12 protein-coding genes are annotated in these 17014 nt (G+C 54.8%); 11 read left to right on the forward strand and 1 reads right to left on the reverse strand.

The features are described 5' to 3' along the window. Positions 1-154: 154 nt before the first annotated feature. Positions 155-1039 carry a LysR family transcriptional regulator gene (locus tag KQI79_RS10785; protein ID WP_216538240.1) on the reverse strand — a complete coding sequence of 295 codons (885 nt, stop codon included), beginning with the start codon at positions 1037-1039 and terminating at the stop codon, positions 155-157. A gap of 129 nt (positions 1040-1168) precedes the next feature. Between KQI79_RS10785 and KQI79_RS10790 the strand changes: the two genes are divergently transcribed. From KQI79_RS10790 to KQI79_RS10840, 11 genes are all read left to right on the forward strand, one after another. Then, on the forward strand, positions 1169-2578 hold the full coding sequence (locus KQI79_RS10790) for an MFS transporter (protein WP_216538241.1): 1410 nt from the start codon (positions 1169-1171) through the stop codon (positions 2576-2578). A 31-nt stretch (positions 2579-2609) separates the two neighbouring features. Beyond that, a complete protein-coding gene (locus tag KQI79_RS10795) occupies positions 2610-3515 on the forward strand; it encodes an NADP-dependent oxidoreductase (RefSeq protein ID WP_216538242.1) in 906 nt (301 codons plus the stop codon). A 154-nt stretch (positions 3516-3669) separates the two neighbouring features. Continuing rightward, entirely contained in the window at positions 3670-5412 is a 1743-nt protein-coding gene (locus tag KQI79_RS10800) for a protein kinase domain-containing protein (protein ID WP_216538243.1), read from the forward strand. Positions 5413-5440: 28 nt separating this feature from the next. Next, positions 5441-6373: a DMT family transporter gene (locus KQI79_RS10805; RefSeq protein WP_216538244.1), complete on the forward strand. Its 933-nt coding sequence runs from the start codon at positions 5441-5443 to the stop codon at positions 6371-6373. 756 nt (positions 6374-7129) lie between these two features. Next, positions 7130-8377, forward strand: coding sequence for an ABC transporter substrate-binding protein (locus tag KQI79_RS10810; protein WP_216538245.1), 1248 nt, complete (start codon positions 7130-7132; stop codon positions 8375-8377). 94 nt (positions 8378-8471) lie between these two features. Beyond that, the gene (locus tag KQI79_RS10815; protein ID WP_216538246.1) at positions 8472-9413 is read left to right on the forward strand and encodes a carbohydrate ABC transporter permease; all 942 of its coding nucleotides are present in this window, start codon (positions 8472-8474) and stop codon (positions 9411-9413) included. Beyond that, complete coding sequence (locus tag KQI79_RS10820) at positions 9410-10231, forward strand: carbohydrate ABC transporter permease (RefSeq protein ID WP_216538247.1); 822 nt, start codon at positions 9410-9412, stop codon at positions 10229-10231. The genes KQI79_RS10815 and KQI79_RS10820 overlap by 4 nt, the downstream gene beginning before the upstream one ends. 22 nt (positions 10232-10253) lie before the next feature. After that, positions 10254-13367 (forward strand): glycoside hydrolase family 2 TIM barrel-domain containing protein, encoded by a 3114-nt coding sequence (locus tag KQI79_RS10825; protein ID WP_216538248.1) that lies wholly within the window; start codon positions 10254-10256, stop codon positions 13365-13367. Positions 13368-13378: 11 nt separating this feature from the next. Continuing rightward, positions 13379-15082 (forward strand): amylo-alpha-1,6-glucosidase, encoded by a 1704-nt coding sequence (locus tag KQI79_RS10830; protein ID WP_216538249.1) that lies wholly within the window; start codon positions 13379-13381, stop codon positions 15080-15082. Continuing rightward, a complete protein-coding gene (locus KQI79_RS10835) occupies positions 15079-15969 on the forward strand; it encodes a DMT family transporter (protein ID WP_216538250.1) in 891 nt (296 codons plus the stop codon). Before KQI79_RS10830 ends, KQI79_RS10835 begins: the two co-directional genes overlap by 4 nt. Further along, positions 15956-16954 (forward strand): LacI family DNA-binding transcriptional regulator, encoded by a 999-nt coding sequence (locus KQI79_RS10840; protein WP_216538251.1) that lies wholly within the window; start codon positions 15956-15958, stop codon positions 16952-16954. The genes KQI79_RS10835 and KQI79_RS10840 overlap by 14 nt, the downstream gene beginning before the upstream one ends. Positions 16955-17014: the final 60 nt, after the last annotated feature.

Consider the following 17014-nt stretch of genomic DNA (forward strand, 5'->3'; position numbering starts at 1 on the left):
CAAATGGGTTATGAAGTAGAGCTACGTGAGATAGTCCCAGCATAACTGTAACTTTATGGATATTAATGTTGCTTAGGAAACCTTTTCGGTCCAAGGGACTTTAGCGCTTTAATGTTAAATAGTTTATTTTCGTACAAAAGAATCCCCTCCATCCTTATAGAGATTGCTCTAACTCGGCAAAATGCCGCGCGAGAAAATCCCGAAACGCAAGGGACGCTTTCGACAAATAACGCTCTTCCGACCAGACGAGACGATAAGTGCGCTGGCAAACGGGATGCTCAATGCGCAATTTAATCAGCGGCGTCTCCACATCGCTCTTGCAAGCTCCCACGAACGCAACGCCAAGGCCGGCGCGCACCAGATTGCCGATGGCCTCGGGACCGTCGACTTCGCATACGACATTCGGCCGGAATCCCGCCGCCCGGCAAAATTCGTCGTTCATTTTGCGGAAAGGGAAGCCTTCTTTATAACCGACGAAAGGGTCGTCGGCTACTTCGGTCAGGCTTACGCTGCTTCGGTTTGCAAACCGGTGCCCGGGCGGCACGGCTAGAAACACGTCCTCATGCAGCATCGGCAGCTCGCGGACGCCTTGCCGATCGATCGGCATCGCGGTAAAGCAGAAGTCCACCTCGCCGCTCTCGAGCAGTTGCTCCATCTCTTCCAATGAAGCCTGGCTAATGCGGATGTTAATGTCCGGGTACTTAGCGAGAAAAGCGCCTAAAGGCTCCGAAAGACGGTTCAACGTGGTCGTCGCCAAATAGATGCTCCCGCGCTCCAATCCCGCCAGATCGGCCACTACCCGCCGCCCCTCCTCCAAGGCGGATAAGGCGGTTTCCGCTTTTTTCAGAAACGCTTTGCCGTAAGCGTTCAGCCGGATTTGCCTTCCTTGCCGATCGAATAGCGGCACGCCCAAATCTTCTTCGAGGCGCGCGATCGTTTTGCTTAGCGCGGGCTGTGCGATACGAAGCTCCTGCGCCGCCTTCGTCATATGCTCCAGCCTGGCGACGGTGCGGAAATATTGCAACTGCAGCAGTTCCATGCCAGATCATCCTTTCATTCATATACTACAGTATATATATTTATAATTTTATTTGTATTTTTCATTATATATTATCAATTGTAAAATAAATGGTGACAACAGACAACATCTGAGAAAGAAGTGAGGAGGATGGAGGAGAGCATTCAACGGCAACATGGAGAGAAATTAATACAAATTCTCGCGTTTACAGTCGTTATCTCCGTTATGAGCGCGACGATGTTCAACATCGTATTGTCCGACATTAGCGCGCAATTTCAGCTTTCCACCGCGCAAGTAAGCTGGGTTTCGTCGGCATATATGCTCATTTACGCGGTCGGATCGGCGATATACGGGAAGCTTGCCGATACCTATAAATTGAAAAATTTGCTTACTTTCGGCCTCGTTTTTTTCGCGCTCGGCTCGATGATCGGGCTGGCCGCCCAGGCGTATTGGATGGTGCTGCTCGCCCGGGCGTTGCAAGCGATGGGCGCTTCGGTCATACCGGCGACGGGAATGATTATTCCGTTGCGCTATTTTCCGCCTGAGCGAAGGGGACGCGCATTAGGAATAAGCGCAACCGGCCTCGCGCTCGGCAGCGCCTTGGGCCCGATCGTCTCCGCCTTCGTCGTCAGCGTCGTTCATTGGCGATGGTTGTTCCTGATGCCGCTCTTTACGTTGCTATTGCTGCCGTTCTACCGCAAATATTTGGACGACGAGCGGGGCCAAGGCGGCGGCAACGATTGGATCGGCGGCGGCCTGCTCGGATCGGCGGTGGCGCTGCTGCTTCTGGCCGTAACGAATGAAGCGTGGCTGCCGGGCGCCGCAGCGGCTTGCTTGCTCATCTTATTTACGATCCGTATTCGCAAGGCCGCCGCGCCTTTCATTCAGCCCCGGCTGTTTCGCAATCAACGCTATACGCTTGGGCTAACGATCGCGTTTCTTGCGAGCGGAATCGGATACGCGCTGCCTTTCCTGAGCCCGCTGCTGCTGTCTCATGCGAACAATCTGCACCCCGGGTGGGTCGGCTTTGCCATGGTTCCGGCCGCCTTGGCATCGGCGGCGCTCGGCAGAACGGGCGGCAAGCTGGCGGACGTTCGAGGCAATCTGTTTCTATACTGCACGGCGTCTTCGCTGCTCGTCATTTGCCTAGTTCTACTGTCTTCGTTCGCGGGCGCGGCGCCGATCTTAATCTCCGCCTTCCTCATATTCGGCAATGTGGGACAAACCTTTATGCAAATCGCGTTATTCAACACGATCTCCCGCACGCTGCCGCAGGAACAGTCCGGCGTCGGCATGGGGCTCATGTCTATGCTTAACTTTATTGCCAATGCCGTGGCCGCAGGCATTTACAGCAAGCTGGTCGATCAAGATTACGCGGCGCGGTGGAATCCTGTGAACTCGTACGAGACAGCGTCCGAATACAGCAATCTTTATCTGGCTTTGGCTTTGCTGCATGTCGGCATTATGATCGTGTACGTCGTCCAATTCGGCAAAGCGGCACGGAGAAGCGGCGATGTCGACGGGGAACGCCGCAACAGAAGGCAACAACTTGAATCATGATCAATCTATAAAAATAAAGGAGTTGAACGCGATGAAAGCAGTCGCAATTACGAAGTACGGAACGCCGGATGTTATGCAAGTGATGGAGTTTGCCGATCCGCAGGCGGGTCCGGGCCAAGTTCGGGTCCGGGTGAAAAGCGCCGGGGTGCAGCCGGTTGATACGGCAGTGCGCGGCGGTTGGACCGGTTTCCCGGTGCAATTCCCGCAAATACTCGGCAACGAATTCGCCGGTATCATCGATCAAGTCGGCGAGGGGGTGTCCGATTTCGCAATCGGAAACGAGGTGATCGGCTGGTCGGTATTGGCTTGTTATGCCGAATATGTCGTCGTGGGCACCGACCAAATCGCATCGAAGCCGCGCGAGATGCCATGGGATGTCGCGGGCGTCTTGAGCGCCTCGGGGCAAACCGCGCATACCGCTCTGCGGGAACTCGGCGTCGGCCAAGGCGATACCGTGCTGATCCACGCCGCCGCGGGCGGAGTCGGCACCGTGGCGGTGCAGTTGGCCCGGGCCTGGGGAGCGACGGTCATCGGCACGGCAAGCGAGCGCAATCACGATTATTTGCGTTCGCTCGGCGCCATTCCCGTCGCTTACGGAGACGGTCTCGTCGAGCGCGTGCGGGACGTTGCGCCGGGCGGCGTGGATGCGGCCCTTGACGCCATCGGCGGCGAGGCGCTGCCGGCCTCGGTCGAACTTGTCGCCGACAGGAGCCGGATCGGCACGATCGTCGGCTTCGACGCCGCGCCGCGTTTGGGCGTGCGCGCCATCCGCAGCCAGCGGTCGGCGGCCCGGCTTGCCGAACTGATTGAGTTATACGTTCAAGACAAGCTGCAGATCCATATCTGGAAGTCGTTCCCGATGCATGAAGCCGCCGCCGCCCATCGCGAGGTCGAGACCGGACATGTGCGCGGCAAGGTCGTTCTTACGATCGAATGATCCAGGAATGGCACGGCAAAGCAACCGTAGTATCTGATGAGACTTCCCCGTTTCGGCGGCGGAAGTCTCTTTCTCTTACATGCGGGACTTCCTTTTTGTATAATAGATGCTAGAATGTTGAAAATTGCGGTTGGATAGACGGGAGCGGAGTCTGATGATCAATGTACCTGGTTACCGAATAGACGAAGTCATATTGGATGATGCGCATTTCGTAGTTTGCTATGCGCATTCCGATCTCGATTCCCGCCGGGTTTTGTTGAAAATCGTCAAGGACGGGCATCGCACCATGCTCGAAAATGCGAAATTGCTGCATGAACAGCAAATGCTGACCCAATTGAACATGCCGCATGTGATCCGGCCGTTGTCGCTTATCAGTCAAGGGCATTGCCTGATTCTCGTCTCCGAATGGATTGGCGGCGTGACGCTGCGGACATATTATCGTACGCAGCGGGTATCGATCCCCGCTTTTCTATCCCTTGCCATACGCACCGCCCGCGTTCTGGAATTGCTGCACGAACAGGGCGTCGTACATATGAATATCAGGCCGGATACGATCGTCGTCGAACCAGCGTCGCAGCGCATCTATTTGACCGGATTCGGACACGCATTGCGAACGGCCGGCGGCGGGGAGCGGGACGCTAGCATGCCGCTTATGGAGGGAAGCCCTCCTTACATGGCTCCGGAACGGACGGGGAGAACGGAGAGGACGATCGACGGCAGGACGGATTTGTACTCGATCGGGATCACCTTTTATGAGATGCTGGCCGGACGGCTGCCGTTTCAAGCGCGCGAGCCGCTGGAATGGGCTCACGCCCATTTGGCCCAATCCCCGCTGCCTTTGCGGAGCGACCAGATCGATGTGCCGCCATTCTTGGCGGATCTCATTATGAAGCTTCTGGCGAAAACGCCCGCCGAGCGCTACCAGAGCGCGCGCGGACTGGCGGCGGATTTGGAGAGAGGCCTGCGCCATTGGGAAAGAACGGGCTCTTACCCTCGGTTCGAACCGGGAGAGCATGATCGTCCGTTCACGGTCGACGAGCATTCGCCGGCTTCCGCGGCGGAGCCGGAAATCGCCGCAATGTCGATGGCGGAGGTTCTATCCGCGGACGTATCCGCCGATCAAGCTCCTTCCCAACCGGGATATTCGCAAATCCTCGACCTGGCTGCCGTGTTCAAAGCGTCCCAAACGTTTTCACAGGAGAACGATTTGGACCGGTTGATCCAAAGCTTGCTTCATATCCTAATCGAGAATGCCGGCGCACAGAGAGGATGCTTGGTGACATGCGCAGGCAGAGGACTGGCGGTGGAAGCGGTAGCGGAATCGGAGCGTACGCCGCAAACCGGGCGCGAAATGCCTCTGCCGCTTGCGGAATACGAAGGGCTATGCCAAGCCTTTATCGCCCGCGTCATCGATACGTCCGAAGCGCTCTATCTACACGATGCCGCCCGGCAAGGGCCGTTCGTTGGCGATCCGTACATGATCCGCCGCCGGCCGAAGTCGGTGCTCGGATTGCCGCTGTTCGTCCGGGGCGAGCGGGCAGGCGCGTTATATCTTGAAAATAACGTCACGCCGGGCGCCTTCGCGCCGGATCGATTAGGCGTAGTGCGGATGCTGGCCGCCCAGCTCATCTATGTAGCGACGCTTAAATATGCCGCCGGACAACCGCTTGCACCGTTTCGCACGCCATCATTGCTATCCGCCGGGGTCAGCTTGACCGAGCGGGAACGGGAAGTGCTGCAACTGCTTGCCGACGGCTTATCCAATCAAGAAATTGCCGACGGGCTGTTCGTCACGGTCGATACGATTAAAGTTCATGTGAAGCATATTTACGCCAAGCTGAAGGTGAAACGAAGAATTCAGGCGGTGACGAAAGCCAGAGAGATTGGATTATTGTAAATATAACAACTAGGAAGAAGGAAGAACTTTGTCGCGTTTCGTATTTTTGGCGCTTATTTTGCTCAGCCTCATTTGGGGAGGCTCTTTTTATTTTATTAAAATGTTATTGCATGATTTCGGGCCTTGGACGATCGGGTTTCTCCGGTCCGCTTGCGGGTTGGCGGTCGTTACCGCGATTATGTTGGCGCTGCGGAAACCGTTCGGCTTCCGCACCATCCCTTGGATTCCGATGGCGACGATGGCGCTGATCAACACTTCTATCCCTTGGGCCCTTATTGCATTCAGCGAGACGCGCTTGTCGAGCAGCATGGCCTCCATATTGAATGCCGCGACGCCGGTGTGGACGATCGTAGTCGGAATCTTGTTTTTCCGCGGCGTATCGAACAAGGCCCAATGGATTGGCGTTTCCGTCGCCACGGTCGGTATGGCCGTATTGCTCGGCATCACGCCAGGGTCGGTCGTTTCGGTAGATGTATTGGGATTTGTCTGCATGATCGGGGCCACCTTCTGCTATGCGATCGGGTCCCAGCTTTCCAAGCGCCTCATTTCCGGCCATGCGCTCTCCATGTATCAAATCACGTTCGGAACGCTGCTATGCTGCATGCTCGGCAGCGGCAGCGTCGCCCTACTCGCCGAGCCGGCGGCTTTCTCGCAGCTAGTTGTGCCGACCAATATCGGCATGATGATCGGTCTCGGCGCTTTCGGGTCGGGAATCGCTTATATTCTTTTCTATTATATTGTGGAAAAAGGCAGCCCCGAAATTGCGACCATGGTGACGTATCTCGTTCCGTGTACCGCTCTGATCTGGGGATACTTTTTACTGAACGAAGCAATCAAGTGGAATATGCTGCTCGGGCTATTCATTATTCTCGGAGGCGTTTATGTGGCAGGCAGGAAGGGAGGCGCCGGGAAAAAACGAAATCGGCAAACAATAGAAGAACCGCTGCGTTTGGAACGATAGGATAGCCGCGGACTTCTCAAAAGCCTGCAAGTGCAGGCTTTTGCCGTTGCGAGCTGCGCCGCAATAAAGGTTGCGAATCCGCATCTTTTCCCGGTGGCAAGCAGATGGGGGGTTAGGTAAAGGGTTTCCTGCACGATCGCAGGCTTTTTGCCCGACACCCCATTTTCGCGCGAAAAATAACGGCATCATGAGTCAATTTCGCAATACCGCCGGCGGCTGCCACCCGTCGGGCGGGCTAACGAAACGCATACACGCTAATAGCCTGTAAATCGCCTGGTTGCCGGTGTAACAAAACGAAAACACGCTAATCTAATGAGGGGGAAAAGACGGTAAAACCGCGGATTTCTAATGAATAACGATTTGTACATGAAGAAACGAAACTTTCTTTAGTAAAAACATATTAATTTTACTATCGCGTTTTTTGTCATGAATATTCATAAAATGATGAAAATAGCAATCCTTTTTCATTGTTCATTCATAAGTATTTTCCTCGGAAGGAACGATTTTCCTCAATTTTTATTAGTAAAATTATTGACATTTTACCAAGTGAAAAATATAATAAAAACCAACATCTTCCGGATTGATCGGCCTAACCGCCGATTGATGCAACCGCTTACTTCTCATGCGTCTCTCCATTGATTTCAACTTACTTCGCACTAGCGCATATTTTACAAATCCGGCTCAATGACATCGCGGCTCGGCTTGATGAAGTTTGGCATCTTGGTTTTCAATCCATTTAAACGAAGGGGTGCTTTCATGCGGAAAACGAAAGGCAGGATCGGAGTCATCGCAGTGATGCTTGTAACGATGTTCCTGGCGGCATGCGGGGACGGAGGGACGGCGGAACCGTCTGCGCAAGACGGCAAACAGGGCGGAAACGTTACGATCCGGTTCGCTACATGGGATTCGGAAGAAAATCTAACGCTTCAGCAGCAATTGATCGACACGTTTAATGAATCTCACCCGAACGTCAAAGTCAATCTGGAAGCGTACGGCAGCGAATACGATACGAAAATTGCGGCGGGCATGGGCGCCAAAGACGCGCCGGACGTCATGTACATGTGGAATTATCCGATCTATAAGGATGCGCTGGAACCGCTTGACGACTATCTCGCGCAGGAAGGCGCAGATTTCAAGAACAACTATTACGAAACGCTGTGGAACTACAATTCCGCCGACGGGAACATATTAGGTTTGCCCGTAGGATACACGACGCATGTCGTCTATTACAACAAAAGCTTGTTCGATGCGGCGGGAGTGCCGTATCCGAAGAGCGGATGGACGTGGGACGATTTGCGTGAGACGGCCAAAAAACTGAGCAATCCGGCGGAGAGTGTCAGCGGCTTCGCTTTCTCGGGAACGCCCGATCCTTACGATTTCGAAATGTTCCTCTGGGGAAATGGAACCGCTTACGTCGATAAAGACGGCAATCTGCAAGGAAACGTCAATAGCGGGAAATCGGTGGAAGTGTTGACGATGTTTCAAGACATGCTCAAGGAAGGGTACGCCATTGCGACGGAGGGTTCGGGTTCGACGGAGATGAAGTCCGGCAAAGTGGCGATGTTTACGAACGGCGCCTGGTCGATCGGCGGCTTGAAGGAAGCCGGCATCGATTTCGGCGTGGTGGAGCTGCCCGCTTTCCGCGGCGGAAGCGCCGTCAGCATCGTGTCTTCGTCCGGCATCTCAATCTCGAAAGATTCGAAGAAGAAGGACGCCGCCTGGGAGTTCGTCAAATTCTGGACGAGCGAAGAAGCGAACCGGGCGCGCATCGATTACGAACTGCCGGTTCTGAAAAGCGTCGTCGAAAGCGAAAATTTGCAGCAGGACGAATTGAAGCAGGTATTCTACAACATGCTGGAGCAAAGCCAAGGATATACGCCCGCCTCGTTTATTGTGGACAATTGGAGCGAAGTGTCGGAGCGGCTTAGCCTTGTATTCGAGCAAATTTTCAATCCGAGTACGATGACGGATCCGAAAACCGCGTTGGATGAAGCGGCGCAATAGAGTGTTCGTTTCGGATGAAGGGGTGGAAGGTTGCCTTAACGGCCGCCCCTTTTTTCCTTCATTAATATAGTCCATCCTGATCGGGAGGTTCGCTATGGAGCATGCTGCAGAACGGCGCAGAACAATTCGCAAACGGGGGAAGTTGACGCCGTATTTGTTTATTTCGCCATGGATCGTCGGATTTGTCGTGTTTACGGCCGGTCCTTTGATTTTGTCGCTGGTGATGAGTTTATTCGATTGGCCGGTCACTTCCGCTCCGAAGTTTGTCGGTTTCGAAAATTTCATCAAGATGTTTACCAAGGATCCCCAGTTCTATAAATCGCTTGTCATTACGCTGAAATTTGCGGTTTTCTACGTGCCCCTAAGTTTGGCGACATCATTGATACTCGCCTTGCTGATTGCGCAGCCGGTGCGAGGGGCGAAGGCGTTCCGTACGATCTTCTATTTGCCTGCCGTCGTGTCGGGCGTCGCCGTCTCGATTATATGGGGCTGGATTTTCAACACCAAGTACGGCATTTTGAACTATGCGCTGTCGCTGTTCGGCATCCAAGGGCCCAAGTGGCTGATCGATCCGGCCAGCGCCATTATGACGATCGTCATCGCCAGCGCCTGGGGAGTCGGCACGATGATGCTCATTTTCTATACGAATATCAAGAGCATTTCCCCGGACTTGTACGAATCGGCCGCGATGGACGGGGCGGGCTTCTTCCGGCAATTTACCGGCATTACGCTGCCGCTCATTACGCCGACGCTTTTCTTCAATTTGATTACGTCGACGATCTCCGCGCTGCAGCAGTTGACGCTCGTCTTGCTGCTGACGAACGGCGGACCGCTGAAATCGACGTACTTCTACGGCTTGTTCGTATACAACAACGCGTTCAAGCATCACAAGCTGGGATATGCGAGCGCGAACGCCTGGTTCATGTTTATCATCATCCTGCTGTTGACGGCGCTTATTTTTAAGTCTTCTTCGGTGTGGGTGTTTTACGAGAACGATATGAGAAACGAGCGGAAAAGGGGAGGCGGGAAGAAATGAAGACCCCCAAATGGCATAAAGCGGTGACTTATGTTTTGCTGGTCGTATTCTCCGTCTACTTTTTGTTCCCTTTTCTATGGATCGTACTGACCGCTTTGAAGACGGAAGCCGAGGTGCATCAATTTCCGCCGACTTTTTTCCCGGCGATGCCTCAATTCCTCAACTTCGTCAAAGCCTGGAACGCTCAGCCGTTCGGCTTGTATCTCATGAATTCCGTGACGATTACCGTGCTGACGACGCTGGGCCAATTGATTTCGTGCTCCTTGATCGCTTACGGCTTCGCGCGGTTCCAGTTCAAGTTGAAAAACGGGCTGTTCATCCTGCTGCTGGCTACGATGATGATTCCTTGGGACGTGACGATGATTCCGTTATACATGCAGTTCAATTTATTCGGCTGGATCAATACGCTCAAGCCGCTCGTCGTTCCCGCTTTTTTCGGCTCGGCTTATTATGTGTTTTTGCTGCGCCAATTTCTAATGAATGTGCCGAAGGAGTTGGAGCATGCGGCCAAAATCGACGGAGCGGGCGACTTTCAAATTTATTGGAAAATATTCGTGCCGATTATGAAAGCTCCGCTGACGCTCGTCGCGGTGCTCAATATGCTGTCGGTTTGGAACGATTATTTGGGTCCGCTTATTTTTTTGCAGGACCGGACCAAATACACGCTCGCGCTCGGCCTCGCTTCGTTCAAGGGCGTGCATGAGCTGCAAATTTTGCCGATTATGGCGATTACGATTCTAATGATGATTCCGCCTGTGATCGTGTTCCTGTATGCGCAAAAATATATCGTGGAGGGAATTAGCGGCGCAATTAAATAACTTCTTGGGAGGAGCTGGCAAAATGGAACGGAAATGCAAGCAATGGGAAGATATCGGCTTATTGCATATCAATCGAAGAGACGCGGCTGCGAGCTTCCGCAGGTACGAGTCGAGAGAACGGGCATTGGCGATGGACAAAAAAGACGCGATTGGGTATCAAAACCTTGACGGGGAATGGAAATTTCTATACTTGGAGGCGCCGGAATTGTCGCCGGAGGGGTTCTACGCGCCGGATTACGACGCAAGCGGCTGGGATCGAATCGCCGTGCCGTCTTGCTGGCAGATGAAGGGCTACGGCAAGATGAGTTATACCGATTTATTTTATCTTTTTCCGATCCATCCGCCTTATGTGCCGACCGATAATCCTACCGGCATCTACCGGCGGACGTTTCGGTTGGACGACTGGCCCGCGGGCGACCGGATCATTCTGAAATTCGACGGCGTCGACAGCGCCTTCGACGTATGGGTGAACGGGCAACATGCCGGGTATAGCAAAGGAAGCCGGATGCCGTCCGAATTCGACATCAGCGGCTGCGCGCAGGCGGACGACAATCAAATAACGGTGCGCGTGTATCAGTGGTCTGACGGAACCTATTTGGAAGATCAGGATATGTGGTGGTTCAGCGGCATTTTTCGCAGTGTGGAACTGTACCGGATGCCGCCGGTTGCGCTGGAGGATTGCTATATCGCAACGGATTTGGACAGGGAGTACCGGGACGGCGAATTGCAGGTAAGCTTGAAGCTGTCCAATCGTACGGGGGCGGACCGGGAAGTTGTCGTGACCTGCGAACTGCTGGATGCAAGCGGGGCCGTAACAAGCCGCTTCCGGCGAGCGGTCGGGATTGCGGCGCAATCGCAAGGCGAGGTCGCGTTGACGGAAACGGTCACCGCGCCGCATCTGTGGACGGCGGAAACGCCTTATCTCTACCAACTGCTCATCGCATTGCGCGACGGGGAGGATGGGGCGGAGGAGAGAGCCGCGCCGATCGAGATCGTGCCGCTGCGCGTCGGCTTCCGCAAAGTGGAGATCAAGGACGGGAACCTGACGGTGAACGGCAAGGCGATTATGCTGAACGGCGTCAACCGCCACGAGCACGATCCGCGGGAAGGCCGCACCGTGACTGAGGAAAGCATGCTGCAAGATATTATGCTGATGAAACGGCACAACATCAACGCCGTCCGCACGGCGCATTATCCGAACCAGGACGCTTTCTACGATTTATGCGACCGGTACGGCCTGTACGTGATCGACGAAGCGGATCTCGAATGCCACGGTTTCGAACTGACCGGGCATACCTCCTGGCTTGCCGACGATCGGCGGTGGGAGCGGTCATTCGTCGACCGTGCGGAACGGATGGTGCTGCGCGACCGGAATCATCCGTCCGTCATCATGTGGTCGCTTGGCAACGAATCGGGCTTCGGCGCGGGTTTCGTCGCCATGTACCGGGCCTGCAAGGCGTTGGACCCGACCAGGCCCGTTCATTACGAAGGGGACCGACAGGCTGCCGTCTGCGACGTGTACTCTACCATGTATACCCGGCTTGAAGCGCTGAAGGAGATCGGACGGGACGAAGAAGGCAAGAAGCCGCATATTTTGTGCGAATACGGCCACGCCATGGGCAACGGCCCCGGCGGATTGAAGGAATACCAGGAAGCGTTCCGGCAATATAAACGGCTGCAGGGCGGGTTTATTTGGGAATGGTGCGACCACGGCATTGAACGGCGGGACGGTCAAGGAGGCACATATTATGCGTACGGCGGCGATTTCGGGGACGAGCCGACGAACGGCAATTTTTGCATCGACGGGCTGGTGTTCCCCGATCGCACTCCTTCGCCGGGACTGCTGGAATATAAGAAGGTCGTCGAGCCGGTAAAGACCCGCCCCGTCGATTTGCAGGAGGGGACAGTCGAAATCGAGAACCGGTATGATTTTGTTGACTTGTCTCATCTGGAAATGTCTTGGAAAGTCGTGTATGACGATCAGGTGCTGACGGAAGGCATCATGGAGGAGCTTAACGTCATCGCGCCGGGAGAGAGGAAGATCGTGCGGTTGCCTTACACGATTGCCGAGGTACAGCCGAATACGGACTATTACCTGACGGTGGAATATAGGTTAAGGGAAGACATGCCGTATGCGGAAAAAGGGTTTGTCGTCGCTTGCGAGCAATTGCGTTTGCCGCATTACCGGGAACTGGTGGAGGTGCGCGAACCGGCCGGGCGCGTCGAGGTTGCGCAGGACCCGGTGCGCGCGATCGTCCGGGGCGACGGATTTGAAGTCGTGTTCGACCGTGTGCGCGGATATTTGGAGACCTACCGCATCGGCGGCGAAGCCTGGATCGAGCGCGGACCGCGGCTGACGATGTGGCGGGCGCCGATCGACAACGACATGTACAAAACGGAGGACTGGAAGAAGAAATATTTCTTGCATTTGGCCAGCGAGCAACTGGCAGGCTTTGAGATCTGCGACCGCGGCTCGCATGCGGAAGTGAACATTGCGACGTATTTCGGCGCCTTGAATCAGGCTTTCGGTTATGATGCCTTATACCGGTATATCATCTATGGCGACGGAACCGTCCGTTTGCGCCTGACCGGCACCCCGGTCATCCGGGCGAAGGAAACGCCGCCGATGCTGCCGCGGCTCGGCATCGAGCTGTTCGCCGGCAAGCGGTTGGACCAAGTGGCCTGGTACGGCAGAGGCTTCGGAGAAAATTATATCGACAGCAAAGAAGCTTCGGTCATGGGCGTCTATCGCGCAAGCGTTGCGGATTTGCAAACGCCTTACGTGTACCCGCAGGAGAATGGCAATCGCACCGGCGTGAAATGGTTCAGCATGTCCGAAGGAACCGGACGCGAGACGGCATTGTTGTTCAAGACGGAGAACGGCTGCGAATGGTCGGTGCGCGATTGCACCACCGAGGCGATGGAGCGGGCTAGGCACCCGCATGAGGTAGAAAAGGCGCCTTATCTTGTCGTTCATATCGACTATATGCAGTCCGGTTTGGGCAGCAACAGCTGCGGCGAGGAGCAGCTTCCGCCCTACCGGCTCGGGCTGCGGCCCTTCGAGCTCGAAGCGGAATGGAACGCGATCGCGCAAGGCGCCGAAATTGCGGCCGGCAAGCGGCGATACGCACAATAGGAGGTGGGCTTATGCCGCTTGATCTTTCCTCGGTACCTTTCAGCCGTTACGGTTCCTACTTTGCCGTATCCTTCGCGAAAGAAACGAACCAATTGTTTCTTCGCGATCTGCACGGCGGCGACGAAGCCCCGAGCAACATCTTCGTCCTGGACCTGCTGCGGGGCGAAGAGGCGGTCGAGTACGACCTTGAGGCGACCGAGACAAAATTGCGCATGGTTCATCGGCATAACCCCAGCGAGTATGCCGAGTTATGCATCGGCGACGAGAACGTCGTTCATTGCAGGCTCCATGGGGCGGCTTTAAAGCTGACAGCCGTGAAAACGCGCTACGACAGCCTCATGCCCTGCGGGCGGAATCAATGGGAATATCACTTGTATTCGAAGGAGATCAAGCTGATGTTCACTTTGCTGCAGGGCGATATTGATGTCCGCGCTCCGTGGCGGACGGTCGGCAACGACAAGATTGAAATGGTGCTCAATCCGGGGGGCGGCGATGGCCTGCTTGCGATCGAAAGCTACAGGACGGTATGGCGGAAGACGGAGTACGACGATTTCGATCGGGCGCATGCGCGGGCGGAACGGCATTTCCAGCAGTGGCTGGAGCGAATGCCCCCGGTTCCGTCGCGCTACGAGCCGTCGCGCCGATTGGCCGCCTACATTACCTGGTCGTGCGTCGTCCGTCCCGAAGGGCGGCTTATCGATTACGCCATGTATATGTCGAAGAACTGGATGTTCAATATTTGGAGCTGGGACAATTGCTTTAACGCAATGATGCTGAGCGGGCGCGATCCGGAGCTTGCTCTGGCCCAGTTTGAAATCTTCATGGCGCATCAGGACGACAGCGGCGTCTATGCCGATTTCATCAACGATAAGTTTTGCTCTTTCAATTGCTGCAAGCCGCCCATTCATGCATGGGCTTTCGCGCAGATGAGGCGGCGGAACGAACGGTTCAACGACAGGGCGGTCGTCGCCCGCATGTACGACAGCCTGGTGCGCGCCACGAATTATTGGCTTTCGTTCCGTCGTCCCGATCCCGCGCGGCTGCCTTTGTATCATCACGGGAACGATTCGGGCTGGGACAACGCCTCGATCTTTCACGAAGGCATCCCGGTGGAGGCGCCGGATCTGGCGGCCCATTTGATTCGCCAGATGGATATTCTGAGCGGCATGGCCGCGGAATTGGAACGGGCGGACGAGGCGCAGGCATGGAAGGGCAAAGCCGACGAACTGTGCGAATTGCTGATGAGTCGGTTATATAAGGACGGCCGCTTCGTGGCGCGATACGCGCCGGAGGACCGCGTAATCGAGAACCGGGACAGCCTGATCCTATGTATGCCGCTCATCGTCGGGTACCGTCTGCCTCGGGACGTCGTCCGCTCGCTTGCGCGCGTTCTTGCCGACAAGTTCGAGGCGACATACGGCTTATGCACGGAAAGTTACCGCAGCCCTCTCTATCGCGAGAACGGATATTGGCTTGGCCCGATCTGGGCGCCGGTCGCCTATTTATTCATTGATGCCTTACGGGATAACGGATATAATGAATTTGCAACTCGATTAGCTGCCAAATTCATGGATCTGACGCTTGCGGGCGGCATGGCGGAGAACTTCGATCCGTTCAGCGGCCAAGGCTTGGTCGATCCGGCCTTTACTTGGACGTCAAGCGTCTTCCTAATGTTGGCCGAACAATTTACAGTACTATCGGAGGACAACGAATGAGGAAATATTCCGGTGAAATCGGGTTGCTTCTTGTTGCCGTCATCTGGGGCACCGGATTTGTCGCAGGAGCGGTTTCGCTCGAATCGTTGACTCCTTATCAAGTGATGGCGATTCGATTTTTCATTGCAGCATTATTGATGTCGGTTATTTTCCGCAAGCAGTTCCGGTCGTTGACCAAACCGGCGCTCGGCGCGGGCATCGCGCTCGGCGTGTTTCTCTATCTTGCCTTTACGCTGCAAACGGTCGGCTTGCATTATACGACGCCTTCCAAGAATGCCTTCTTGACGGCCGTCAATGTCGTGATCGTCCCTTTCATCGGCTACCTGCTATACCGGAGAAAGCCGGACAAATACGGACTGATCGGCGCCGTTCTGGCTATGCTCGGCGTAGGCGTGTTATCTTTGGAGTTCAATTCCAGCCTCAATATCGGGGACGTCTTGACGCTGCTATGCGCCGTATGCTTTGCGTTCCATATCTTTTATACCGGCGAATTCGTCAAAAGGCACGATCCGATCGGTCTTACCATCATTCAAATGATCGTCGCGTGCCTGCTGTCTGTGCTCGCGGTATTGTTCCGGGGCGAAGCCGTTTTCCATGCGGACGCGCGCGGGCTGCTTGCCGCATCGTATTTGGGCGTATTCAGCACGACGATCGCGTTCCTGCTGCAAACGATCGCACAGAAATTTACGACGGAAACGAAAGCGGCCATTATTTTATCGACGGAAGCGCTGTTCGGCACTTTATTTTCCGTACTGATCCTGCATGAAACGATAACGCTTCGAATGGCCGTCGGGAGCGTCTTGATCTTGATCGCGATCGTGACGGCGGAGACGAAGCTGGATTTTATTAAAAACAAAACGAGTAGGCGGTATTATGGCGACCATTAAAGATATTGCCGATAAAGCCAACGTGTCCATTGCGACCGTGTCCAGAGTGTTGAATTACGATGAAACGCTGAACGTTACCGACGAAACGAGGCAACGGGTGTTCGAAGCGGCGGAGCAATTGTCGTATCAACTGTCGAGCAAAAAAAGAAGGAAACGGAAATTCAAAATCGGGCTTTACTATTCCTATTCCTTGGAGGAAGAATTGAACGACACGTATTATCTCTCGATACGCGTCGCCCTGGAGAAGAAGCTGGAGTTGGAGGGGCTCAAGATGTACCGCATTCGCGGCGGCGATTCTCCCGAACATCTCCGGTCGGTGGACGGCATTATTTGTCTCGGCTTCTTCATCAAGGAAGATATCGAACGAATCGCGGCCTTTCAGAAGCCGGTCGTCTTTATCGATTCTTCGCCGAACGAGGATTTGTTCGACTCCGTCGTCATCGATTTTCATAAGGCGACAAGGAAGGTATTGAATTATTTGCTCGAGCTCGGGCATACGAGAATCGCCTTTATCGGCGGCGTGGATACCGATCGGCACGGCAATCGATATTACGATTTGCGTCAGGAAGTGTTCGAACAGTTTCTGGAGAGCAAAGGGCTGTTTCGCCCGAATTATTTGAAAATCGGCGGCTACAATCCGAAGGACGGCTACATCCTGTCCAAACAACTGTTAGAGTTGGAAGAGAGACCTACAGCCGTATTCGTCGCCAACGACACGATCGCGGTCGGATTGTATAAAGCGTGTTCCGAACTCGGTTGCCGCATTCCGGAGGATATAAGCGTGATCGGCTTCAACGATATTTCGGCCGCGCAATTTATGATGCCTCCGCTGACGACGATTCGGTTGAACACCGAATTCATGGGGGAGACGGCGGTCACGCTTATGCAGGAACGGCTCATGTCAGGCAGGGAGATTTGCTTGAAGGTGACAATCCCGACGAAGTTGGTCGTACGGGAGAGCGCGCGGGAAATCGAGCGCTATTAGTACCCGAAAATTCGTTATTTTCGGATGATAACGCGTTTTTTCCGTACATTGGGAACGAGA

The sequence above is a fragment of the Paenibacillus sp. MSJ-34 genome (genome assembly GCF_018918005.1).
In the GTDB taxonomy this organism is placed as follows: Bacteria; Bacillota; Bacilli; order Paenibacillales; family Paenibacillaceae; genus MSJ-34.